This is a genomic window from Microbispora rosea, from assembly GCF_900156315.1.
Taxonomy (GTDB): domain Bacteria; phylum Actinomycetota; class Actinomycetes; order Streptosporangiales; family Streptosporangiaceae; genus Microbispora; species Microbispora rosea.
The window spans coordinates 1-22,694 of the sequence record NZ_FTNI01000019.1; the positions used below are offsets into that span (position 1 = coordinate 1).

At 69.9% G+C, this 22,694-nt stretch carries 15 protein-coding genes; 10 read left to right on the plus strand and 5 right to left on the minus strand.

The genetic code is table 11. The annotated features are described in order from the left end of the window. The first annotated feature begins 171 nt into the window (after positions 1-171). Positions 172-1,611 (plus strand): glycoside hydrolase family 10 protein, encoded by a 1,440-nt coding sequence (locus BXA11_RS24585; RefSeq protein ID WP_083744556.1) that lies wholly within the window; start codon positions 172-174, stop codon positions 1,609-1,611. Between the two features lie 13 nt (positions 1,612-1,624). Here the strand turns inward: BXA11_RS24585 and BXA11_RS24590 are convergent, their stop codons facing one another. Beyond that, on the minus strand, positions 1,625-2,659 hold the full coding sequence (locus BXA11_RS24590) for a LacI family DNA-binding transcriptional regulator (RefSeq protein ID WP_030510465.1): 1,035 nt from the start codon (positions 2,657-2,659) through the stop codon (positions 1,625-1,627). A 120-nt stretch (positions 2,660-2,779) separates the two neighbouring features. Further along, entirely contained in the window at positions 2,780-3,631 is an 852-nt protein-coding gene (locus BXA11_RS24595; RefSeq protein ID WP_076438267.1) for a helix-turn-helix transcriptional regulator, read from the minus strand. A 65-nt stretch (positions 3,632-3,696) separates the two neighbouring features. On the opposite strand from BXA11_RS24595, the gene BXA11_RS24600 reads away from it, so the two are divergent. The 3 genes from BXA11_RS24600 to BXA11_RS24610 all read left to right on the plus strand — a co-directional run bounded on the left by BXA11_RS24600 (position 3,697) and on the right by BXA11_RS24610 (position 6,251). Further along, a complete protein-coding gene (locus tag BXA11_RS24600; protein WP_076438527.1) occupies positions 3,697-4,101 on the plus strand; it encodes an SRPBCC family protein in 405 nt (134 codons plus the stop codon). A gap of 66 nt (positions 4,102-4,167) precedes the next feature. Then, entirely contained in the window at positions 4,168-5,421 is a 1,254-nt protein-coding gene (locus tag BXA11_RS24605) for an MFS transporter (RefSeq protein WP_083744557.1), read from the plus strand. An 11-nt stretch (positions 5,422-5,432) separates the two neighbouring features. Then, a complete protein-coding gene (locus BXA11_RS24610; protein ID WP_076438272.1) occupies positions 5,433-6,251 on the plus strand; it encodes an SDR family oxidoreductase in 819 nt (272 codons plus the stop codon). Between the two features lie 20 nt (positions 6,252-6,271). Here the strand turns inward: BXA11_RS24610 and rph are convergent, their stop codons facing one another. Then, positions 6,272-8,821: a rifamycin-inactivating phosphotransferase gene (gene rph / locus BXA11_RS24615; protein ID WP_244303592.1), complete on the minus strand. Its 2,550-nt coding sequence runs from the start codon at positions 8,819-8,821 to the stop codon at positions 6,272-6,274. 225 nt (positions 8,822-9,046) lie between these two features. Between rph and BXA11_RS24620 the strand changes: the two genes are divergently transcribed. Both BXA11_RS24620 and BXA11_RS24625 read left to right on the plus strand, forming a co-directional pair. Beyond that, complete coding sequence (locus BXA11_RS24620) at positions 9,047-10,018, plus strand: ATP-binding cassette domain-containing protein (RefSeq protein ID WP_076438276.1); 972 nt, start codon at positions 9,047-9,049, stop codon at positions 10,016-10,018. Continuing rightward, entirely contained in the window at positions 10,015-10,875 is an 861-nt protein-coding gene (locus BXA11_RS24625) for an ABC transporter permease (protein ID WP_076438278.1), read from the plus strand. Before BXA11_RS24620 ends, BXA11_RS24625 begins: the two co-directional genes overlap by 4 nt. 19 nt (positions 10,876-10,894) lie before the next feature. Here BXA11_RS24625 and BXA11_RS24630 read toward each other — a convergent pair whose 3' ends face one another. Both BXA11_RS24630 and BXA11_RS24635 read right to left on the minus strand, forming a co-directional pair. Beyond that, on the minus strand, positions 10,895-14,005 hold the full coding sequence (locus BXA11_RS24630; RefSeq protein ID WP_076438280.1) for an ATP-binding protein: 3,111 nt from the start codon (positions 14,003-14,005) through the stop codon (positions 10,895-10,897). A gap of 9 nt (positions 14,006-14,014) precedes the next feature. Further along, positions 14,015-14,803, minus strand: coding sequence for a fumarylacetoacetate hydrolase family protein (locus BXA11_RS24635; RefSeq protein WP_083744573.1), 789 nt, complete (start codon positions 14,801-14,803; stop codon positions 14,015-14,017). Positions 14,804-15,034: 231 nt separating this feature from the next. On the opposite strand from BXA11_RS24635, the gene BXA11_RS24640 reads away from it, so the two are divergent. The 4 genes from BXA11_RS24640 (at position 15,035) to BXA11_RS24655 (ending at position 22,616) form a co-directional block, all read left to right on the plus strand. Further along, complete coding sequence (locus BXA11_RS24640) at positions 15,035-17,398, plus strand: glycoside hydrolase family 3 N-terminal domain-containing protein (RefSeq protein ID WP_076438529.1); 2,364 nt, start codon at positions 15,035-15,037, stop codon at positions 17,396-17,398. Between the two features lie 216 nt (positions 17,399-17,614). Continuing rightward, on the plus strand, positions 17,615-18,610 hold the full coding sequence (locus BXA11_RS24645) for a LacI family DNA-binding transcriptional regulator (RefSeq protein ID WP_269321812.1): 996 nt from the start codon (positions 17,615-17,617) through the stop codon (positions 18,608-18,610). Between the two features lie 201 nt (positions 18,611-18,811). Then, complete coding sequence (locus tag BXA11_RS24650) at positions 18,812-21,019, plus strand: alpha/beta hydrolase (protein ID WP_076438285.1); 2,208 nt, start codon at positions 18,812-18,814, stop codon at positions 21,017-21,019. 196 nt (positions 21,020-21,215) lie between these two features. Beyond that, a complete protein-coding gene (locus tag BXA11_RS24655) occupies positions 21,216-22,616 on the plus strand; it encodes an extracellular solute-binding protein (RefSeq protein WP_030510450.1) in 1,401 nt (466 codons plus the stop codon). Positions 22,617-22,694 lie beyond the last annotated feature (78 nt).

The window sequence follows — 22,694 nt, forward strand, 5'->3', positions numbered from 1 at the left end:
GCCCTTGACACATTTCCGGATGATTTCCAGACTGACTCCCCGAGGCGGCTCCTCCTGCCGGGGTCGGTGGTGCACGGCAGGGGCCGCAGTTCCGACGCGACGACCGATCGCGTGGTGTTCCCGCGGCGTCTGTCCGCGTTCCCTCATCGATTCCGCAGTGGAGGCTCAGGCATGGGCGAAATTTCCCCACCTGCCGACGGAGGACGGCGAAGGCACGCCGGCACCCGCCGGCTGCTGATCGCCGGCGCCCTCGGCGTACTCGGCACCGTGACCGCACTTTCGACATCCCTCCCGGCCGGTGCGGCCGCCGGCACCCTGGGCGCGGCCGCCGCCCAGAGCGGCCGCTACTTCGGCACCGCGATCGCGGCCGGGCACCTGAACGACTCGACCTACGTGGCCACCTGGGACCGGGAGTTCAACTCGGTCACCGCGGAGAACGAGATGAAATGGGGCCCGATCGAGCCCTCTCGCAACTCCTTCAACTGGGGTTCGGCCGACCAGATCGTCAACCACGCCGTGAGCAAGGGCATGAAGGTCCGCGGCCACACCCTGGTCTGGCACGCCCAGCTGCCCAGCTGGATCAACACCAACATGTCGGCCAGCGACCTGCGCTCGGCGATGACCAACCACATCACCCAGGTCATGAACCACTACAAGGGCAAGGTCTACGCCTGGGACGTGGTCAACGAGGCCTTCGCCGACGGCGGCTCCGTCGGCAGCCTGCGGAGCTCGATCTTCACGCAGAAACTGGGCAACGGCTTCATCGAGGAGGCGTTCCGCGCCGCACGCGCCGCCGACCCCAACGTCAAGCTGTGCTACAACGACTACAACATCGACGACGCCAACGCGAACAAGACCCGCGGCGTCTACAACATGGTCAAGGACTTCAAGGCCCGCGGCGTGCCCATCGACTGCGTCGGACTGCAGTCCCACTTCGGCAACCCGCCGTCCAACTACCAGCAGAACATCGCCCAGTTCGCCGCCCTCGGCGTCGACGTCCAGATCACCGAGCTCGACGTCGGCGGCTCCGGGTCCACCCAGGCCGACGCCTACCGCCGCGTCACCCAGGCCTGCACGGCGGTGCCCCGCTGCACCGGCATCACGGTGTGGGGCATCACCGACAAGTGGTCCTGGCGCAGCGGCGACACCCCGCTGCTGTTCGACGGCAACTTCAACAAGAAGCAGGCCTACACCGCCGTCCTCGACGCCCTCAACGCGGCGACCCCCAACACGAGCCCGTCCCCGACCACGAGCCCGTCCCCGAACACGAGCCCGTCCCCGCGTACCAGCCCGTCCGTGACGCCGTCTCCGGTGACGGGGGCGTGCTCGGCGACGATCGAGACGACCAACAGCTGGCCGGGCGGCTTCCAGTCGACGGTGACCGTACGGGCGGGCAGCTCGGCGGTCAACGGCTGGACGGTGAAGTGGACCTGGCCGGGCGGGCAGACCATCAGCAGCCTGTGGAGCGGCGAGCAGAGCGTGTCCGGCTCCTCCGTGACGGTCCGCAACGCGCCCTACAACGGTTCGATCGCGGCCGGCTCGTCCACCACCTTCGGCTTCACCGCCAACGGCAGCGCGGCCACGCCGTCCGTCACCTGCACCAGCCCCTGACGGAAGATCGCCTTCAGGGCTTCGGCGGGGCGGTGCTCTCGCGTACGACGAGGGTGGTGGCGAACTCCTTGCGGTGATGGGGGAGGGGCTCGCCCCTGGCGAGCGTCACCAGCATGGCGGCCGCCGCCCCCGCCATCTCCGTCAGCGGCTGGTGGATCGTGGTCAGCGGCGGAATGGCCCACCGCACCGGGGGCATGTCGTCGAAGCCGACGACGCTCAGGTCCTCGGGGATGCGCAGCCCCAGTTGGTGGGCCGCGTGGTAGACCCCGATGGCCTGGCCGTCGTTGGAGGCGAAGACGGCCGTGGGCGGGTCGGGCAGGCGCAGCAGCCGGTGGGTGTGCGTCAGACCGTCCTCGATCTGATAGTCGCCCTGGCAGATCAGGTCCGGGTCGACGGGTACCCCGGCCGTGTCGAGCGCGGCGCGGTAGCCGTCGAGCCGGGCCCGGCTGGACAGCGCGTGCGACGGCCCGGTGATGATGGCGATCCGCCGGTGGCCCAGCTCCAGCAGGTGGCGGGTGGCGGTGAGCCCGCCGTTCCAGTTGCCCGCGCCCACCGAGGGGACGCGATGGCCCGGGTCACCGGTCGGGTCGAGGAGGACGAGGGGGATCCTGTGCGTGGCGAGCCGCTCACGCTGGACGTCGGTCATGCTGGAGAAGACCGCGATGACGCCGGCGGGGCGGCGGCCGAGCACGTCCTCGAGCCAGTCGGCGCCGGGGACGTGGTTGCCCTGTAACTCGGAGATCGCCACGGCCATGTGGTGCTCGCGCGCGACCTGTCCCACCCCTCGGGCGATCTCCGTCGGGTAGTCGCCCGCCAGCTCGTGGAAGACCAGCTCCAGCACGGCGGCCGGGCTGGAGCGCCGCCGCTGCCGGCGGAAGCCGTGCTCGCGGATGAGGCCCTCGATGAGGGCGCGGGTTTCCGGGGCCACCGCGGACCTGCCGTTCACCACCTTGGAGACCGTCGCCTTGGACACTCCCGCGAGTTCGGCAAGCTGCGCGAGGGTCAGCGGCTCTGGGACGGATGCGGACGGCTCGTCGACAACGGTCACAAGGCGCAGTCTAACGTCGCCGCGGGCGTAATAGCCTGAATGTTTCGGTGATCGGCCGATAATTTCAGCCGACCTCCACGTTCGCCCTGTTGCCAAGTGTGAAACTTTTCGGAAACCGGTTTACCTGGCGAGTGACGGTGCACCGAGATCGGTGAGGGATGCGAGGCGCTCGGCGTCCTCGGTGCCAGGCTCGGCCGTGTAGACCATGACGCGCAGGTCGCTGCCCGTCACGGTGAGCACGTCGCAGTCCAGTGTCAGGGGACCGGCGTCCGGATGGTCGATGATCTTACGCCCGGCCTCGTGCCGGCCGACGGCGCCGGAATCCCACAGCTCGGCGAATCGGCCGCTGTTCGCGCGCAGGTCCGCGACCAGCCGCCGCAACCGCGGGTCGGCCGGGTAGCGGTCGGCGGTCGCGCGCAGGTCGGCGACCAGGGCCGCCTCGAACGCCCGCAGGGACTCCGGAGTGTGCCGGGCCCGGCCGGCGGGGCCGAGGAAGTGCCGCCACACGGCGTTGCGCTGGTCGCCGGGCCATTCCGACGGGTCGCCCATCAGCGCGGCGTACGGCGGGTTGGCCAGGAGCAGCGTCCAGCACGCGTCGAAGACCGCGACGGGAGTGCCGGCCAGCCGGTCCAGCAGCCGCCGCATGCTCGGGGTGATGTGCGCCGGCACCGTCTCCGGGCCCGGCGGGGCCAGCCCCGCCAGCCGGAACAGGTGCGCGCGTTCGGTGCCCGACAGCCGCAGGGCCCGGGCCAGCGCTTCGACGACCTGAGCCGACGGATGGGACGCCCGGCCCTGTTCGAGCCGGGTGACGTAGTCGACGGAGATCCCGGCCAGCAGGGCCAGCTCCTCACGGCGGAGACCGGCCGCGCGCCGCTGTCCGCCCGCGGGCAGCCCCGCGGTCTCGGGCGCCACCCGGTCGCGCCAGCGGCGCAGCGCCTCGCCGAACGCTCTCGTCGTTCCCCCCGTCGCCATGCACACCAGTCTGCACCCGAGCGACAGCAACGGGCGGTATGACCGGCTCCGGCATGATGGCGTGCATGGCTTTCGAATCGAGGCACGTCAGCGTGTGGATCGACCGGCACGCGGCTGACGTCTACGAATACGCGTCGAACCCCGCCAACCTCCCGGAGTGGGCTCCGGGGCTCGGCAGCGCCGTGGAGAACGTCGACGGCAAGTGGTACGTGGAGACCCCCTCGGGCCGGGTCGGCCTGGCCTTCGTGGAGCGCAACGAGTACGGCGTTCTCGACCACGACGTCACGCTGCCCTCCGGGCAGGTCGTCCACAACCCGATGCGGGTCATCCCCGGCGGCGACGCCTGCGAGGTGGTCTTCACTCTGCGCCGCCTTCCGGGTGTGGACGACGAGGACTTCGCCCGCGACGCGGGCCTCGTCCAGGCCGACCTCACCCGGTTGAAGCACATCCTGGAACAGCCGCCCGGGTGACGGAACGGGCGAGGTGACGAAGGCCGTTTCCTTGCGCCTTCCGCCCAATCGGGATTCATTGCGTGCATGCGCAGTCGCTTGAGGAAGCTCATAGGCCCGACTGGCGCTGCGGGCGGGCCTCTGGCGCGTAACCGCGAATTCCGTTTGCTGTGGCTCAGCTTCACTATGTCGGTGGCGGGCGACCAGATCTTCCCCGTCACGGTCACCATCGCGGCACTCAACGCGGGCGGCACCGCCTCGACCGTCGGCGCGATCTTCACCTGCCGGTGGATCGCGTTGATCGTGTTCGCGTTGCTCGGCGGGCTGTGGGCGGACCGGTTGCCACGCCGTACGGTGATGGTCGCCTCGCTGGCTTTTCAGTGCTGCGTGGCCGCCGTGGGGTTGTCCGGCGGTGTCTCCTCATGGCTGCTCGCGCTGCTGGTCTTCCTCGTCGGAGGGGCGGAGGCGTTCCACCGGCCCGCGTACCAGGCCTGCCTGTCATCGGTTCTCACCCCTGCCCAGCGTCCGGCCGGCGCTGCGCTGACGGCTGTCTCCTGGCGGCTCGGCGCCGTGATCGGGCCCGGTCTCGGCGCGTACGTGGTGACGGCGTGGTCCCCGCGGATCGGGTTCCTCGCCGTGCTGACGGCCTATCTGCTCGGCCTTGTCCTTCTCCTGCCGTTACGCGAACCCGTCGTCACGGCGGGGCGGCGGGCGTCCGCCGTACGGGAGATCGCCGACGGCCTCTCCGAGGTCGTCCGGCGGCGGTGGGTCCTGGGGATCATCGTCGCCGTCGCGCTTCAGCAGATGTTCACGATCGCACCGGCGCAGGTCCTGCTGCCCCTCGTCTCCCGCGAGACCTTCGGCGGCGACGCCGCGTACGGAACCGCCCTCGCTTTACTGTCGGTCGGCGGCCTGGCGGGCGGGCTCGTCAGCATGAGGTGGAAGCCCGGCCGGCCGGGGCTGGCCGCCGTCACCGGGCTCGCCCTCTACGGCCTCGTGCCGCTCGCGCTCGCCTGTCCGGTGTCGCGGGAATTCGTGTACGCGTGCTACGTCGCGGTTGGCCTGGGGCTGGAGATCTTCGCCGTCCAGTGGGTGGTGAACCTCCAGAGGGAGATCCCTCCGGAGCGGCTCGCCCGGGTCACCTCCGTGGACTGGCTGGCCGCCTCGGTCATGACGCCCCTCGGCCTGACGCTCACCGGTCCGGCCGCCGCGGCAATCGGCCGCCCGGCGCTGCTGGTGATCGGCGCGGTGGCCGGATTCGCCGTGCCGATGGCCACTCTTCTGCTCCGCGGGATGACGCGCTTCGACAGCGCTCCCGAGACGGCCACCTCGCTGAACTAGGGTCACGGCCCATGAGGATCCTCATCGTGGGCGGCAGCGGCTTTCTCGGCGACGAACTCGTACGGCAGTCCGCGGCGGAGGGCCATGTCGTGGCCGCGACCTGTCTGACGCGGCCGGGAACGGCGGCGGGAGCCGACTGGCTGCCGCTCGATATCCGTGATCGTGCTGCCACACTCGACCTGATGGGCGCCTTCGGGCCGGACGTGGTCGTCAACGCGGCCTACCGCCAATCGGACTGGGTGACGACGGCCGTCGGCGCCGCTCACGTGGCCGTCGCGACCGCCGCGATCGGGGCACGCCTGGTGCACGTGTCCAGCGACGCCGTCTTCTCGGGTAAGGCGATCACTTATGCCGAGGACAGCGTCCCCGATCCGGCCACACCGTACGGAGCGGCGAAGGCGGCCGCGGAGGCGGCTGTGCAGGCGATCACTCCCACCGGCGTGATCGCACGGACCTCCCTGATCATCGGGGACGGCGGTTCTCCGCACGAAGGCATGGTGCACGCGCTTGCCTCCGGCGGCATCCGCGGGGTGCTGTTCACCGATGATGTGCGCTGCCCCGTGCATGTCCGTGACCTGGCCGCGGCCGTCTTGGAGCTTGCGCGCTCCGACCGCGCGGGGGTCCATCATGTGGCCGGGGCAGACGCGGTGAGTCGCTATGAGCTTGGATGTCTTGTCGCGCGGCGCGACGGCATCGACCCGGCTCGGCTCCCGTACGGCCGGCGCGCCGGCAGCGGCCTGCCCGGGCCGCTCGATGTGCGGCTGGACTGCGGCCTCTCTCAGCGGCACCTGAAGACCAGGTTGCGCGGTGCGCGGGAGTTCCTGAGTTAGCCGCAGCCCACGCGACCGCTTCAGGCGAGGATCTCGACGTACCCGTCGGTTCCGTGAACGCGGATCCGCTGCCCGTCCCGGATCAGCCGGGTGGCCTGCTCCACGCCTACGACCGCCGGCAGGCCGTACTCCCGGGCGATCACCGCCCCGTGGGTCATGAGGCCGCCGACCTCCGTCACCAGTCCGGCGGCGGCGACGAACAGGGGGGTCCAGCTGGGGTCGGTGTAGGCGGTGACGAGGATGTCGCCCGTGTCGAGGTCGGCCTGCGCCATGTCCACGACGACACGGGCACGGCCCTCGACGACCCCGGCCGAGACCGGGAGGCCCACCAATGCGCCGGGCGGGGCGTCGTCGCGCCGATACCGGCCGTTGACGACCTCGCCCTCCGACGTGAGAACCCGGGGCGGTGTGAGTGCCTCGTACGACCGGAACGCCGCACGCCTTTCCATGATGAGTTCGGCGTCCACGTCGTCGGTGCGCACGACTTCCCGCAACTCGTCGAGCCGGAGGAAGAAGATGTCGTCCTTCTCCCGCAGGACGCCGGAGCGCACGAGGCGCTCGGCTTCCCGCAGCAACGCCTGCTTGTAGACGAAGTAGCGGCTGATCATGCCGTACTTGGGGTACTCCCGGTATCCGGCGAAGGCGCGGACGCGGTCGATCATCCGCTTGGTCTCCTCGGCCTTCTGCTCCCCGTCGGGCAGGGAGCGCAGCCGCGTCAGCAGTTCCTGCTCTTTCCGCAGTGACTCCTGGCGTCCTTGTTCGAAGCGCCGTTTGCCGGCGCCCGGCTCGAAGTTCTTGATGTTGCCGAGGATGGCAGGCACGAGCGCGGCGGGGTTCTCGCTCCAGCGCGTCCTGGTGATGTCGATCTCGCCTGTGCAGCGCATGCCGTACTCGTCGAGGTAGCTCCGGATGGCGTCACGTGCGTCCCGTCCACCGGGCAGCCCGGCCAGCTCGTCGAGGAAGCCGTCGCCCTCCCGGCCTTCGTCCGCGACACGTTGGGCGACGCGGTGCAGGAACGCCACGACGTCGGCGTGCGGCCGGATCGCGTCGGCGACGTCGAGGAGCGCCAGCCCCATCTCCGACGTGACGTTGTGGGAGACGGACTGCGCGAGCACGTCGGCGGCGTTCTTCTCGCCCAGCCACTCCTCGAGGTGGTCGTTGAGCCACCAGGTCGCCTCCATCCCGGCCATGATCACCTGGGTGCTCACCGGATCGAACAGGATGCGCTTCAGCTCTGCGATGTCGGCCAGGATGAAGTCGAGCAGCGTCGGCCCGGACAGGCCCTGGATCTCGCGCCGCAGGGCGGCGACGGACGCCTGACTCTGCCGGATCAACCGTGTGACGACGGCCGGATCGGTCTCGATCGGGGCGGGCGCGCCACCGGCTGGTGCGGGGACGGCGGGTGCGGGGCCGGAGCCCCCGTCGGGAAGCGAGCGGACGAAACCGCGGTCGAGGAGGGTCTGCAGCGCGTCCCGGATCAGCGGGTCGGACCTCCCCAGGGTCCCGACGAGCCCCGCGCGACCCGCGGGTGTCGCCAGGATGGGGGCGACGTCGACGAACAACCGTCCGCCCGCCTCGTGCATCGGCCGCGGGGTCGTCAGCTGCCACAGGGAGAGCCCCAGCGGCTTCATCGCGTCGGTCATCATCTGCTGGTGACCCACCGAGACGAAGACGTGGTTCTCCTGGTCATCGGTCGCGGGAACGGGGAACAGGGTGGTGATCGCCCGGCTCTGGACGATGTGGAAGTCGTCGCCGGCCAGGCACCATTCGATGTCCTGGGGCCGGCCGAAGTGCGCTTCGATTCGCCGGCCCAGCCGCACCAGGCGTACGACGTGCGCGTCCGTCAGAACCGGCTCGCCGGCGGCCGCCCTGGAGACGACCTGGTCGTCGCGCACCGTGTAGGCGTCCCCGGAGACCAGACCGGAGACGAGCGCCTCGCCGAGCCCCCGAACGGCCTCCACGGTGGCGACCTTCCGGTTCGAGGTCACGGGGTCCGCGGTGAACAGGATCCCGGCCGCGTCCGGGAACACCATCCGCTGCACGACCACGGCCATCCGCACCTTCCGGTGGTCGAAGCCGTTGCGGCATCGGTAGATCACCGCCCGCTCGGTGAACAGCGAGGCCCAGCACCGCCGCACGTGCCGGAGGATCGCCGCCAGGCCCACGATGTTCAGGTACGAGTCCTGCTGGCCGGCGAAGGACGCGGTCGGCAGGTCCTCGGCCGTCGCACTGGAACGCACCGCGTAGGAGGCCTGCTCCCCGAGCCGGGCGAGCGACTCGCGGATGGCCGCCACGATGTCGTCGGGCATCGCGACGCCTTCGACGGCGCGGCGGATGTCCGCGCTCAGGGTGCGGATCGCCGCGCGGTCGTCCGGCTCGACCCGCGACAGCAGGTCGAGCTGAGCGTCGATCGACGGCACCTCCGCCATGACCCGCTGGAAGGCGTCCGTCGTGACGCAGAAGCCGTCCGGCACCCGGATGCCGTCCATTCGCGAGAGCTCGCCCAGGTGCATCCCCTTGCCGCCGACGTCTGCGAGATTCGTCGAGCCGATCTGCTCGAAACCCATCACATAGTGCAATTCCGTTGCTCCATCGTTCGTCGGGCCGGTTCGCAACGGGCAAGTATGGAGCACTTTTCTGCGCCTCATGAGGCGCGCACATCCGCTATACAGTGAAAGTGGAGGGGTGAAACCGCCGGCTCGGGGCTGAAACCGGGCTGAAGCCGCGGTGAAGCCGGAAGCGCGGAAGCTCTTCTCGAACGCCGGGAGGTACCCGGCGGAGAGAGGAGACGCGTCATGGCGGACCTCAGCGCCGTCCGGGCCGACAGCCTGGTCAAAACCTTCGGGGACTTCCGTGCCGTGGACGGCATCGACCTTCACGTACGGCAGGGCGAGATCTTCGGGGTCCTGGGCCCCAACGGAGCAGGCAAGACCACGACGCTCCGGATGCTCGCCACCCTGCTCCCGATCGACGGCGGCCGCGCGGAGATCTTCGGTGTCGACGTCCGGCGGGAACCGCACCGCATCCGGCAACTGGTGGGCGTCACCGGCCAGTACGCCTCGGTGGACGAGGATCTGACCGCCCGGGAGAACCTCTGGCTGTTCGCCCGTCTGCAGGGCCTGACCAGCACCCGGGCCAAGAGCATCGCTGGTGACCTGCTCGAACGCTTCGACCTCCAGGAGGCGGCCGACCGTCCCCTGTCCCAGTTCAGCGGCGGCATGCGCCGTCGCCTGGACCTGGCGTCGAGCCTGATCACCCGCCCACCCCTGATCTTCCTGGACGAGCCCACGACCGGCCTCGATCCGAGGACCCGGGGCCAGATGTGGGACACGATCCGCGAGCTGGTCACCGACGGCTCCACGATCCTCCTGACCACCCAATACCTGGACGAGGCCGACCAGCTGGCCGATCGCATCGCCGTGATCGACCGGGGCCGGAAGGTCGCCGAGGACACCCCCGACGCGCTGAAGACCCAGGTCGGCGAATCGACCCTGCAGCTCCGCCTGGCGGAGGGCTCCGACACCACGCTGGGCGCGGACGTCGTCCGCAGGTTGCTGGGCGAGGAGCCGGTCCTCAGCCCGGAATCAGGACGCATGAACATCCCCCTTCCCGACCCCGACCGGGCCGCGGACGTCCTGATCGCCCTGAGGCAGGCAGGCCTCGGCATCTCCTCGGTGAGCGTCGCCAAGCCGACGCTGGACGAGGTCTTCCTGGCGCTGACCGGCCACGGCGCCGACGACGAATCCCAGATGGAGGCGGCCCGATGACCACCACGACCACCACGACCACCGCGACCCCGGCCCCGCTCGGCGCCCGGCGCGTCGACCCGTCCGCCGCGGTCGCCCGCACCACGTCCCGCAGCTCCCTGCAGGAGACCTGGGTCCAGACCCTGTCCATGGCGTGGCGTGCCCTGAAGAAGATGCGCCGCAAGCCCGAGCAGTTCTTCGACGTCCTCATCCAGCCTCTGCTGTTCACGGCGATGTTCGCGTTCATCTTCGGCGGCGCGATCTCCGGCAGCGTGTCTGACTACCTCCCGGTGCTGATCCCCGGCATCCTCGCCCAGACGGCCCTGACCGTCTGCATGGCGACGGGCGTGCAGCTGCGCGAGGACATGGACAAGGGGGTCTTCGACCGTTTCAAGTCCCTGCCGATCGCGCGGATCGCCCCTCTCGCCGGCCCCATGATCGCCGACCTGATCCGTTATGGCGTCGCGTCGGTGCTGACGGTCGTCACCGGCCTGCTCATCGGTTACCGCCCCGGCGGCGGCGTGCTCGGCTGCGCCGGCGGCGTCGCGCTCACCGTGATCGCGGGCTGGTCGCTGGCGTGGATCTTCACCTGGCTGGGCACGATGGCGCGTTCGGCGCAGAGCGTCCAGGGCATCTCCATGATGATCATGTTTCCGCTGACCTTCCTGTCCAACGCCTTCGTCCCCGCCGAGACGCTGCCCGGATGGCTGGAGGCGTTCGTGAAGGTCAACCCGGTGTCGCACGTCGTCTCCGCGGTGCGCGACCTGTGCAACGACGGTGCCGTGACGGCCGAGGTCGGCTGGGCGGTCATCGGCTGCGCGGCCGTCGTCGCGGTCTTCGCTCCGCTGGCGGTCCGCTCGTACTCCCGCAAGATGTAGGCGGTGCTCAAAGCCGGTGTCAGACGATCCGCTCCAGGACGGCGCGAGCCTCGGCCAGCAGGTCGGGGCCGCGCCGTTCGCCGTATCCGGCCTCGATCCTGGCCATGACGCCGGGGGCGACCCGATCGGCGTGCGCGGACAGCGTCGACCACTGCATCGTTGGGACGAACCGGTGGTAGGCGAACCGGTTGGCGAGCACGAGCAGCTGCACCGCGTCCTCGGCCGGCAGCGCCCCCTTCAGCAGGCCCCAGGTGCCCAGCGCGGCGAGCACCATCCCCATCACCGGGTAGTCCTTGTTGGCGGTGACCGGGCCGAACACGGCCATGACCTTGTCACGCAGCGACGCGAAGAGGTCCGCGCCGTCGTCGCCCTCGCCGTACTGCGCGAACGCACAGAGCGCGACGACCTCGCCCAGGGCGGCCCACGGGGCGAAGTCGTCCAGCGCTCCCGGGACGCGCCGCTGGCGGAGCACCTCGGTGGTCTCGCGGTGCCGTCGCAGCCCCTCGGCGATGTCGCCGTCGGCGAGGGCCAGCTCTGCCCTTCCAGCGGCGACCACCAGGGCCTCGCCGAACGTGCCCTGGGTGGCGATCGATTCCATCTCGTCGAGCATCCGCGCGGCCTCGTCGCGGCGGCCCTCGGCGAGCGCCGTCATGGCGAGGGATGCGCGGAGCTGGATGACGTCGTCCATCGCCCCGAGGCGTTCGAGCACCGGGAGCGCCTCGGTGGCATGGTGGAAGGCCGCCGCGGAGTCACCGAGGTGCGCGTACAGGCCGGCCAGCTGGGTGTGCAGCAGCGCCCGATGCCAGGGACCGCCGTCGTCGCCGACGAGTTCGAGGGCGGCCAGGGCCATGTCGATCGCACCGACCGGGTCACCGATGTTCTCCCGGCCGTGGCTCAGCCAGTGGAGCGCGATCCGACGGATCAGCGGGTCGGGATCGGCGGACAGCTTGTCCAGGCCGTCCTCGAAATCCGACACCATGACGAGAAGGGCGGTCACCAGCGCACGGACGGCGGGGTTCGCCGAGTCGGCGCCCAGACCGGACAGCAGCCGCGTCAGGGGCTCCGGCTCCTCGTTGGAGACCATGACGCTGTTGAACAGCGCGATGCTCACGGCCAGCCGGGCCCGGTCGAGGAGCGGGGGCGGGGGCGTCCAGCCGCTCAGGGCCGCGGTGACGGCGGGGGCGAGGACGATGCTGCGCGGATGGTCGCCGCAGATCGTCCAGTAGGCGCCCAGTGCGGAGAACAGCACCACGACCGTCTCCGGAGCGGGATCGGCGAGGGCCTCGCGCAGGATGTCGGCGAGGTTGGTCTCCTCGGCACGCAGCCGGTCCATCGCGGCGATCTGCTCCGGCGAGTACAGCCGGGCACTGGCCCGGTCGGCGTAACCGACGGCCCAGGCGCGTACGGCGGCCCGCGCCTCGCCGGTCTCGCCGGCCGACTCCAGCCGCACCCGGCCGAACTCGCGCACCGTCTCGAGCATGCGGTAACGGACGCTGTCGGCCGTCTCCACGACGGTGAGCAGGGACTGCTCCACGAGCTCCTCGACGTCGCCGAGAGCGCCGTCGCCGAGCACCTCCTCGGCCGCGTCGAGGGCGAAACCGTCCGGGAAGGCCGAGAGGCGGCGCAGAGCCAGGCGCTCCCGCTCGCCGAGGAGGTTCCAGGACCAGTCGATCACCGCCAGCAGCGTCTGATGCCGGGAAGGTGCGCTCCGGTCGCCGCCGCGCAGCAGCGAGAACCTGTCCTCCAGCCGCCGGGCGATCTCGGCCGGTGACATCACCCGCACCTTCGCGGCGGCCAGCTCGATCGCGAGCGGCAGCCCGTCCAGGCGGGCCACGACGGCCCGTACGTCGTCCTCGTCGAGGTGCACACCGGGCCGCGCCGCGGTCGCCCGGTCGCGGAACAGCTCGACGGCGTCACCGGTGCCCAGCTGGGGCAGCGGATAGACGCGTTCGGCGGCGATCGCCAGCGGCGAGCGGGTCGTGGTGAGGACCCGCAGCTCCCGTGTGGTCGCGGTCAGATAGGCGACCAGGTCGGCCACCGCCTCCACCAGATGCTCGCAGTTGTCGAGCACCAGCAGTGCCGGGGCCAGATCGAGCTGCTGGGCGATCCGGGCGCGGATGTCGGCGCGCTGCCGCGGGGTGAGCGTACGGCGGCCGGTGACCGAGTCGCGGACCCCGAGCTCCGACCCGACCTCGCCGACCAGGTCTTCGGGCGCGGTCACGCCGACCAGCTCGACGAAGTGCACCACCGGCTGCGGAGCCTCACGGGCGACGGCATGGGCGAGCCGGGTCTTGCCGAGCCCGCCCGGACCGAGGATCGAGACCACGCGGGAGGTGGCGAGCATGGCCCGCACCCGCCGCAGGTCGTCGTCGCGGCCGAGCAGCGGGGTCGTGTCGAACCGCACGCCGACGCGTACGGGGCTGTCGAGCGCCAGCAGCTCACGGTGGACCCGCCGCAGCTCCGGGCCGACGTCGGCGCCGATCCGGTCGCGCAGGTCCGACCGGTAGCGCTCGAAGCGGTCCAGCGCGGCGCCCGTTCCGCGCACCGCCGCCTCGCTGTGCAGGAGGTCGGCGAGCAGCCCCTCGTCTTCGGGGCGGATCCGCGCGGCCTCTTCGAGCTCGGGGAGGGCGAGGGCGTGGTCGCCGCTCCGGCTCCGGGCCCGGGCGGACACGACCCGTGCGGACGCCAGGTCGCGTTCCGCGCGCCGGCGCACCTCGGCCAGCGGGCCGTCGCCCTCCGGAGGCGACGCCCCGATGCCCAGTGCGAGGGCCTCCTCCGCCGCCGCACCCGCCGCGGCCGGGTTCTCCTCCAGCAGCGCCAGCGCCCGGTCGGTCACACCGTGCAGCAGACCGGCGTCTATCCGGTCGGCCGGGACATCGAGCCGGTAGCCGCTTCCCTCCGTGACCAGCGCCTCTGGTCCGACGACCGACCTGGTCCGAGACACCAGGACCTGCAGCGCCTTCGCCGGATTGGCCGGTTCGCTGTCTCCCCACACGTCCGCGACGAGTTGCTCCGCGTTCACGGTCCGGCAGGCGAGTGCGAGGGCCGCGAGCAGCGTCTGAGCCCTCTCGCCGACCACCGGCTGCCCCCGCCACCGCACACCGTGGAGCAGGCACAGGTCGATCGGCATGCCGCAAGTCTAGGCTCCGCCGAGCCGAGCCATCAGAAACGCGAAGTGGTCCTTGCCCGCGACGACCGGATTACGGAGTTCGCCGATCTCGTCGATCGTCACGGTGATCAGGTCGCCCGCGTGCAACAGGAAGTCGAGATCGGGCACGACGCCGGTCCCCGTGGCGAGAACGGCCCCGTGGGGATAGTCCTCGGAGTGGAAGAGGTAGGCGGTCAGTTGGGTGAACGGGCGCCGGATCTGCTTCGTGGAGGTCGTGCCGTCCCAGATGACCGCGCCCTCGCGGGTGACCGTCAGCCGGATGGCGAGGTCGGAGGGGTCGACCTCCCATGCGGGCCTGATGCCGGAGGAGAGGGCGCATGCTCCGGCGTACACCTTGGCCTGCGGCAGGTAGAGCGGGTTCTCACCCTCCACCGATCGGGAGCTCATGTCATTGCAGACGACGTAGCCGACGATCTCCTCGAAGCGATTCACCACGAGAGCCAGCTCAGGCTCGGGCACGTTGAGCTCCGAGTCGGAGCGGATGCCCACGGGTTCGCCGTCCACGACGACCCGCCAGGCGGGCGACTTGAAGAACAGCTCGGGCCGCTCGGCGTCGTAGACCAGCTCGTAGACCGATTTGAGGCTGCTTTCCTCCACGCGCGCGTCCCGGGAGCGCAGATAGGTCACGCCCGCGGCCCACACCTCCATGGCGCCGTCCGTCGGGGCGAGCAGGCGCACGTCACCGAGCGAGGGATCGGGGACGGCGTCGGCACACATCCGCTCGATTTCCTCGACCCGGTGGCTCAGGAGCTCGAACATGCCGGCGACCGGGAGGGGGGAAAGGACACCCTCGTTCAGCACGGCGACGCGGGGACGGGGATCGCTGTCACTCCTGTATCGAACGATGTGCACTCGAGTCCTCGCCTTCGAGATCTGGACAAAGCGAACAAGATCCGTGACCGTGTGATTGTAAACGTTATCGATTACGTTTGCGAGACATACGTTGCGAGACAGTGAGACCGCGAAAGCGATTGAGGTGAGCGGGTGACCATGGTGAGGCGGGAATCCGAAGCGGCGTACACCGATCCGGCCGTGCCGGTGGGCGAGCGCGTGGCGGATCTGTTGGGCCGGATGACCCGGGAGGAGAAGCTCGCGCAGTTGGGGAGCGTCTGGGCGTTCTCCCTGATCGAGGGGGGCCGATACTCGGCGGAGCGGGCGCGCGCGGTCCTCCGCCACGGCCTGGGCCACGTGACCCGTGTCGCGGGAGCCACGAACCTCAAGGCGGCGCAGGTCGCGCGGGTCGCCAACGAGGTCCAGCGGTTCCTGGTGACGGAGACCCGGCTGGGGATCCCGGCGATCGTGCACGAGGAGGTGTGCTCCGGGGTGATGGCGCGGGAGGCGACCATCTTCCCCCAGGCGATCGGTGTCGCGAGCACCTGGGAACCGGAGCTCAACCGGCGGCTGGCGGACGCCGTCCGTGCGCAGATGCGCGCGATGGGGAGCCATCAGGGGCTCTCACCGGTGCTGGACGTGGTGCGGGACCCGCGGTGGGGCCGGACCGAGGAGACCTACGGGGAGGACCCGTACCTGGTGGCCCGCATGGGTGTGGCGTTCGTCCGGGGCCTTCAGGGCGCCTCGCTGACGGAGGGCGTCATCGCGACGGCCAAGCACTTCGTCGGGTACGGCGCGTCCGAGGGCGGGTTGAACTGGGCGCCGGCGCACCTGCCGCCCCGTCTGCTGCGGGAGGTGTATCTGTACCCGTTCGAGGCGGCCGTCCGCGAGGCGGGTCTCCAGTCGGTGATGGCCGGTTACCACGAGCTGGACGGCATTCCCTGCCACGGCAACCGTGAGCTCCTCGGCGACGTCCTGCGCGGGGAGTGGGGCTTCGAGGGAACCGTCGTGTCGGACTACTTCGCCGTCGACGACCTCCACTCGTATCACCACTTCGCCGGGGACAAGCGGCAGGCGGCGGTCCTGGCGCTCACCGCGGGCACCGACGTCGAGCTTCCGGCGACGGACGCGTACGCGGGCGCGCTGGCACAGGCCCTGGACGAGGGCGAGGTCGGTGAAGCGGAACTGGACCAGGCGGTCTCACGGGTCCTGCGGCACAAGTTCGAGCTCGGCCTGTTCGAGAACCCCTACGTCGACGAGGCCGCGGTGGCGGTGACGGTCGACGCCGCGCCGCACCGGGAGGTGGCGCTGGAGATCGCCCGCCGCAGCCTCGTCCTGCTCAAGAACGACGGCCTGCTGCCGCTGCGGCCGGGCGCGGGAACGGTCGCGCTCATCGGCCCGAACGCGGACGACGCGCGGCACCTGCTCGGCGACTACTCCTTCGCGGCGCATGTCGAATCGCTGATGCAGGCGCGCGAGCGGAAGGGCCTGCTCGGCCAGACCATGACGATCCCGGACGACCTGGAGATCGAGGAGAGCACGGACGGGGTGCCCACGGTGCGCGACGAGCTCGCGGCCCGCCTGGGCGACCGGCTGCGGTACGCGCGCGGGTGCGACGTGATCGACACATCGAGGGACGGTTTCGACGAGGCGGTCGCGGCCGCCGCGGCGGCCGACGTCGCGGTGCTCGTCCTGGGAGACCGCTCGGGGCTGACGATGGAGGCCACGACGGGGGAGTCGCGTGATCGGTCCAGTTTGGACCTGCCCGGTGTCCAGGAGGACCTGGTCCGTGCCGTCGTCGCCACCGGCACCCCGGTGGTGGCGGTGCTCGTCGCAGGCCGGCCCGTCGGCGGCGACTTCCTGCACGAGAACTGTGCCGCGGTGCTGCTGGCCTGGCTGCCCGGGCAGACCGGGGCGAGAGCGATCGCCGAGGTTCTGCTCGGCGAGGTGAACCCGAGCGGGAAACTGCCCATCTCCTATCCGCGCACCGTCGGCCAGATCCCCGTCTTCTACGGGCACAAGGTGTCCGGGGGGCGGTCGCACTGGCACGGTGACTACGTCGACTCGCCCGTCGGCCCGCGATACCGCTTCGGTCACGGGCTCGGGTACGCGCCGTTCGTCGTCGAACGGGCCGCGCTGGACCGCACCGAGGTGATCGCGGGGGACAGCGTCGAGGTGGAGGTCACCGTGGCCAACATCGGCGACCGATCCGGCGAGGAGGTCGTGCAGCTCTACATCCGAGACCCGCAGGCGTCGGTCACCCGGCCGGTGCTGGAACTGAAGGGCTTCGCCCGCGTGTCCGCCGGCGCCGGGGAGCGAACGACCATCCGCTTCGACCTGCCCACGGGCCAGCTCGGCTTCTACGACCGGAATATGAACTACACGGTAGAAACCGGACATATCGAGGTGTATGTCGGCTTCTCCTCCGACGGTCACACCCATGCGGGCACGTTCACCATCACGGGCGACGTGGACCGGCCGGAGGTCCGCAAGGCCTACACGGGCGCGGTGCACACGAGGTGACGGGGTGAGACGAGACGGGCGGCCGCGGCTCCGCGGCCGCCCCGACTGTCCTGTCTATTTGGGGCGCGCCCTAAAGGGCGTACGGTCGTTGTAACAAGAAGCCGACAGGCCTTGTGTTTGCTAGACGTGTCGCTTACGTTAAAGGCCGGAAAACGTAACCGATAACGATTGCAATGCAGAGAGGGCGGCATGGCCGAGGGCGGTGCGCCGGTGACGATGAGTGATGTCGCGCGACTGGCAGGCGTCTCCACTGCGACCGTGTCGCGAGTGGTCAACGGACGTTACGGCGTCAGCGCCAGCACCATCGCTCAGGTGCGCTCGGCCATCGAGCGGCTGGGCTATGAGTCGAGCCTCGTGGCGGCGAGCCTGCGGCGCACCCGCACCAACGTCCTGGGTCTGGTGACCCACAGCTTCCAGTCCTACACGGCTGAGGTGCTCAAGGGCGTGATGGACGCGTTGACCCAGTCGGGCTTCGACCTGATCATCTACGCCAACAGCGATGTCTACGGAACCTACTCCGAGGGCTGGGAGCAGCGGCATCTGACCCGTCTGTCGGGCACCCTCACGGACGGGTGCATCGTGGTCACGCCCTGGGGCGAGGTGCGGACCAGCACCCCGGTCGTCGTCATCGATCCGGTCAGGGACTCGACGGTGCCGTCGGTGACGGCGGACAACCTCACGGGCGCCACCACGGCGGTCGAGCACCTGCTCGGCCTGGGCCATCGGCGCATCGGATTCATCGCGGGCCGTTCCAGCCTGGCGGCGGCGTGGTCGCGTGAGGAGGGTTACCGCAAAGCGCTGGCCGAGGCCGGCGTTCCGGTCGATCCCGCGTTGATCGGACGAGGGGACTTCAATCCCGAGTCCGCGGCCCCGCTGGCTCGCGCCCTGCTGGAGAGGCCGGACCGGCCGACGGCGATCTTCGCGGCCAGCGACGGAATGGCGCTGAAGGTTCTGGAGGTCGCGAAGGAGATGGGAATCGACGTTCCCGGCGACCTGTCGGTGGTCGGATTCGACAACATCCCGGAGTCGGCGTTGGCGGAGCCGAGGCTGACCACCGTGGACCAGTCGATGTACCGGCTCGGACACGAGGCCGCGCACATGCTCAAATCGCTGGTGACCGGCGAGTGGGAGGGCCCCCGTCAGATCCTGCTTCCGACTCGCCTGCTGGTCCGCGGCTCCACGGCGCCGGTGAGGGTCGCGACGAGACCATGACGACGAGGCAATGCAGATGAGGCCCTGCAGATGAGGCCCTGACACAGACCCTCATCTGCAACGTCAGTTGCAGCTGACGTCGCAGATGAAAGGCATCCCCCTACGAACGGAGGTATATAAACACAACACCGCACATCCGCAGACGATTACGGCTGGCTCATCGGACCCCATCCGCAGCCAGCCATCCTAGGAGTGCTCAGTATGAATTTATCGTATCACGGCAGCGTGCACCCCACGGGCGTACGCCGGCTTTCGGCGGCGATCACCGCCGGAGTCATGGCGATGGCGGCGGTGTCGCTCGTACCGCGTCCGGCGGCGGCGGACACCCCCTGGCTGGACGTGTCCGAGGACGGCTACGCGTCGTTCAGCGTCCCGGCGGCCTACGTCCAGGCCAACGCGGGCCAGGTGTCACAGGTGGTCATCGAGGGCAACTTCGGTCCCTCCTCCACCTGGGCGGAGTTCGGGCTGACCCGCCGGGGCGACGTCTGGTCCGGAGTCCTCGGCCCGCTCAAGCCGGGGCTGTACTCCTACCAGGTCACCGGTGACGACACCAAGGGTCTCAAGGATCCGACGAACGCCAGCGGCGTGGCGTCCGCGCCCCTGAGGAGCACCTTCCTCGTCGCGGGCGATTCGGCGCGCCTGCTGGCGGACGCGCCTCAGGGACGGGGCGGCAAGGTCGAGACCCTGACCTATGAGGTGAAGAAGAAGGAGCGGTCGGCGCTGGTCTGGACGCCGCCGGGCTACCAGGCCAAGGATCCCGGAAAGGCCCCCGGTCCCGCGGGGCCCAAGGGTTACCCGGTGCTGTACTTGCAGTCCGGCGCGGACAGGAGCGCCGGCGACTGGCTCGACCTCGGCCGGGCCAAGCAGATCCTCGACAATCTGTCGATCCAGGGCTCGGTGGAGCCGATGGCGGTCGTGATCAGCGATGGTGACGGGCCGGGCGGCGACAAGGATCTGAAGGACCTGCGCAGGGCGGTCGGGGACAGGTACGACGTCCTGCGGGACCCGGCGCATCAGGCGATCGCGGGGGTGGGCGAGGGCGGGACGCAGGCGCTGCGTGCCGCGCTGACCAGCCCGGGGCAGTTCGCCTACGCCGGCTCGTTCTCCGGTCTTCTGGAGGACGGCGTCGGCCGGGTGGACGCCAAGGCGATCAACCGTGAGGTGAAGCTGGCGCGTCTGTACACCGGGAACGTGACCGACCCGGCCTACAACGCGACCAACCGCCTGACCAAGGCGCTGGACCGCGCCGGCGTCAGGTATGAGTTCGACGGCGTCAACCCTGACGGCGGGGCGAACTGGAACGCCTGGCAGGAGAATCTGATCGATTTCCTGCCCAGGCTGTTCCGCACCGTGCCGGATCACGGTCCGAGCGCCGGTCACGGGCCGTTGAAGGGCGAGTTCCACCCGCCGGCGGCCGGCACGACCCCGACGCCGTTCCTGACCGAGGACGGCTTCGTCACCTTCGAGACCACGACCGACTTCAAGGACGCCAAGCATGTGACGCTGTGGGCGAATGACGCGCCGGGCGGAAGCTGGCTGCGCCTTCCGATGTCCCGTGAGGGCGACCGGTGGCGGACGACCGTGGGCCCGCTGGACCCATGGTTCTACTACTACCAACTGATCGTCGATCGAGTCGCCGTCAAGGACGCGTCGAACCCGACGAAGGTGACCTCCGAGCCGAACTGGAGCTGGTTCTTCATCCCGGGTGAGAGGTCGCGTCTGCTCTCGGATGTTCCCGCCGGTCAGGGCGGAAAGGTCGAGAGCCTGACCTACCGCAGCAACGTGGCGAACCAGGACAGGACCGCGCTGGTGTGGACCCCACCCGGTTACGACCCCAAACGCGCGGAGCCGTACCCCGTCTTCTACCTCCAGCACGGCAGCGGTCAGAGCTACACCGACTGGGTGGAGATGGGCCGCGCCAAGCAGATCCTCGACCACCAGTTCCTGGACGGCGACCTGGTGCCGATGGTGGTCGTGATGGGCAACGGCAACACGTCCAACTTCAACAAGGAGTTGCTGGAGAACATCGTTCCCGCGGCTCGCTCCCACTACAACGTCTCCAGCGATCCGTCGCAGCAGGCCCTCGCCGGCCTCTCGATGGGCGGTGGACAGACGCTGGGGGTGCTCAAGGCGTACCCGGGCCGGTTCGCCTATGTCGCGGCGTTCTCGGCCGGGTTCGGCGGCGGCACCGGCGTCGACGTGGCGGCGATCAACAACGGGACCAAGCTGTTCCGCGTGTACGTCGGCGACGTGACCGACTTCGTGTACCCGTCGTTCATGGCGGGACTCACGACGATGAACGACCTCGGTGTCCACTACGAGTTCGACGGAATCACCCCCGGACCCCATGGCTGGGACGTATGGCAGAAGAACCTCATCGACCTGGCACCGCGCTTGTTCAAGCGCTGATCAGCCCATAGCGGCGAAAGCACCGGGTCACCGGTGACGCTCGTCGCGCACGTGAGCGTGTTAGCGCTCACATGAGGATCGGCCCGAAGGACGGGGCGCGGATTGTGCCATCCGCGCCTCGTCCCGGCCGATCACCCGGCCGCAGCGGCGGCGCATGACCCTTGTGCGCAGTGATCCCGGAGGGGAAATTATGTCAATGAAGACGAAAAGACTCTTTGCCACCGCAGCCACGCTCGCCGCCGCGTGCGTGCTTGCCGCCTGCTCGCCCGACGCGGGGAGCCAAAGCAGCGCGAGCGCGACCAACGCCGGAAACGACGCGGCCGGAAACGACACGACCGGAAACAAGGCGAGCAACTGCACGAACACGATCACCAAGAAGGATCTGCCGGTCGTGACCTTCTGGGGCTGGTACCCCAACATGCAGCTCGTCGTCGACAACTTCAACAAGCAGAACAACGAGGTGCAGGTCTGCTGGACCAATGTCGGCCAGGGCGGTGACGAGTACGACAAGTTCCAGACGGCGATCTCGGCGGGCACCGGCGCGCCCGACGTCATCATGATCGAGGCCGACCGGATCCCGACCTTCCAGATCCAGAAGGCGCTCGTCGACATCAAGAACTACGGCTTCGACGCGGTGAAGGCGAACTACAGCGACGGCGCGTGGAAGGACGTCTCGATCGGCGGCGCGGTCTACGGCGTGCCGGTCGACGGCGGCCCGATGGCGATGATCTACCGCAAGGACATCTTCGACAAGTACAAGATCACGCCGCCGAAGACGTGGGCCGAGTACGAGCAGGCGGCGCAGAAGGTCAAGGACGCCGGGGGCCCGCTGTTCGGCGACCTGGGCGCGAACGTGCCGGCCGTCATGATGGCGCTGCAGATCCAGAAGGGCGCCTCTCCGTACACCTACGACCCGGCGCAGCCCGAGTCGATCGGCATCGCGCTGAACGACCAGGCCTCCAAGGACGTGCTGGACTACTGGGGAAGCCTCGCCAAGAAGGGCCTGGTCGGGACGCAGGACCAGTTCACGCCGGAGTACATCTCCGGTGTGGTCAACGGTAAGTACGCGACGTACATCTCGGCGGCGTGGGCGCCCGGATACCTCACCGGCGCGGGCGTCGGCAAGGGCAAGGACACCGGCAAGTGGGCGGTGGCGCCGCTCCCGCAGTGGGACTCCGCCAGTCCGGTGCAGGTGAACTGGGGCGGGTCGGCCTTCTCGGTGACGAGCCAGGCGAAGAACCCCGAGCTCGCGGCGAAGGCGGCGTACGGCCTCTACGCCGACGACGAGTCGCTCAAGGACGGCTGGACCAACCAGATCATCTTCCCGCTGAATCTCAAGGCGCTCAACAGTCCCGAGTTCGTGGACCTGAAGGTGAACTTCTTCGACGGTCAGCAGGCGAACAAGGAGGTCTACGTCCCCGCGGCGAACGCCTACACGGGCATGACCTACAGCCCGTTCGGCCAGTACTACTTCGACTCCATGACGAAGCAGATCAGCGCGGTCATCGACGGCTCCGTCACCGGTGCGCAGGCGGCCGACAAAATCCAGGAAGACGTGGTGAACTACGCCAAGGAGCAAGGTTTCACCGTCAAGTAGACAACCCGGGTGGGCCACGCCGTCCTCGACCGGCCGGCCCACCCGTCACTCCCCAGCATCGACCCCCTCGGAGCCCAA

Coding starts and splice junctions, on each gene's coding strand:
- BXA11_RS24630 (WP_076438280.1), bottom strand. CDS start 14,005: ATGCCGATCGACCTGTGCCTGCTCCACGGTGTGCGGTGGCGGGGGCAG.
- BXA11_RS24650 (WP_076438285.1), top strand. CDS start 18,812: ATGAATTTATCGTATCACGGCAGCGTGCACCCCACGGGCGTACGCCGG.
- BXA11_RS24610 (WP_076438272.1), top strand. CDS start 5,433: ATGAGGATCCTCATCGTGGGCGGCAGCGGCTTTCTCGGCGACGAACTC.
- BXA11_RS24600 (WP_076438527.1), top strand. CDS start 3,697: ATGGCTTTCGAATCGAGGCACGTCAGCGTGTGGATCGACCGGCACGCG.
- BXA11_RS24620 (WP_076438276.1), top strand. CDS start 9,047: ATGGCGGACCTCAGCGCCGTCCGGGCCGACAGCCTGGTCAAAACCTTC.
- BXA11_RS24605 (WP_083744557.1), top strand. CDS start 4,168: ATGCGCAGTCGCTTGAGGAAGCTCATAGGCCCGACTGGCGCTGCGGGC.
- BXA11_RS24640 (WP_076438529.1), top strand. CDS start 15,035: ATGGTGAGGCGGGAATCCGAAGCGGCGTACACCGATCCGGCCGTGCCG.
- BXA11_RS24625 (WP_076438278.1), top strand. CDS start 10,015: ATGACCACCACGACCACCACGACCACCGCGACCCCGGCCCCGCTCGGC.
- BXA11_RS24585 (WP_083744556.1), top strand. CDS start 172: ATGGGCGAAATTTCCCCACCTGCCGACGGAGGACGGCGAAGGCACGCC.
- BXA11_RS24645 (WP_269321812.1), top strand. CDS start 17,615: ATGAGTGATGTCGCGCGACTGGCAGGCGTCTCCACTGCGACCGTGTCG.
- BXA11_RS24655 (WP_030510450.1), top strand. CDS start 21,216: ATGAAGACGAAAAGACTCTTTGCCACCGCAGCCACGCTCGCCGCCGCG.
- BXA11_RS24635 (WP_083744573.1), bottom strand. CDS start 14,803: ATGTTCGAGCTCCTGAGCCACCGGGTCGAGGAAATCGAGCGGATGTGT.
- BXA11_RS24595 (WP_076438267.1), bottom strand. CDS start 3,631: ATGGCGACGGGGGGAACGACGAGAGCGTTCGGCGAGGCGCTGCGCCGC.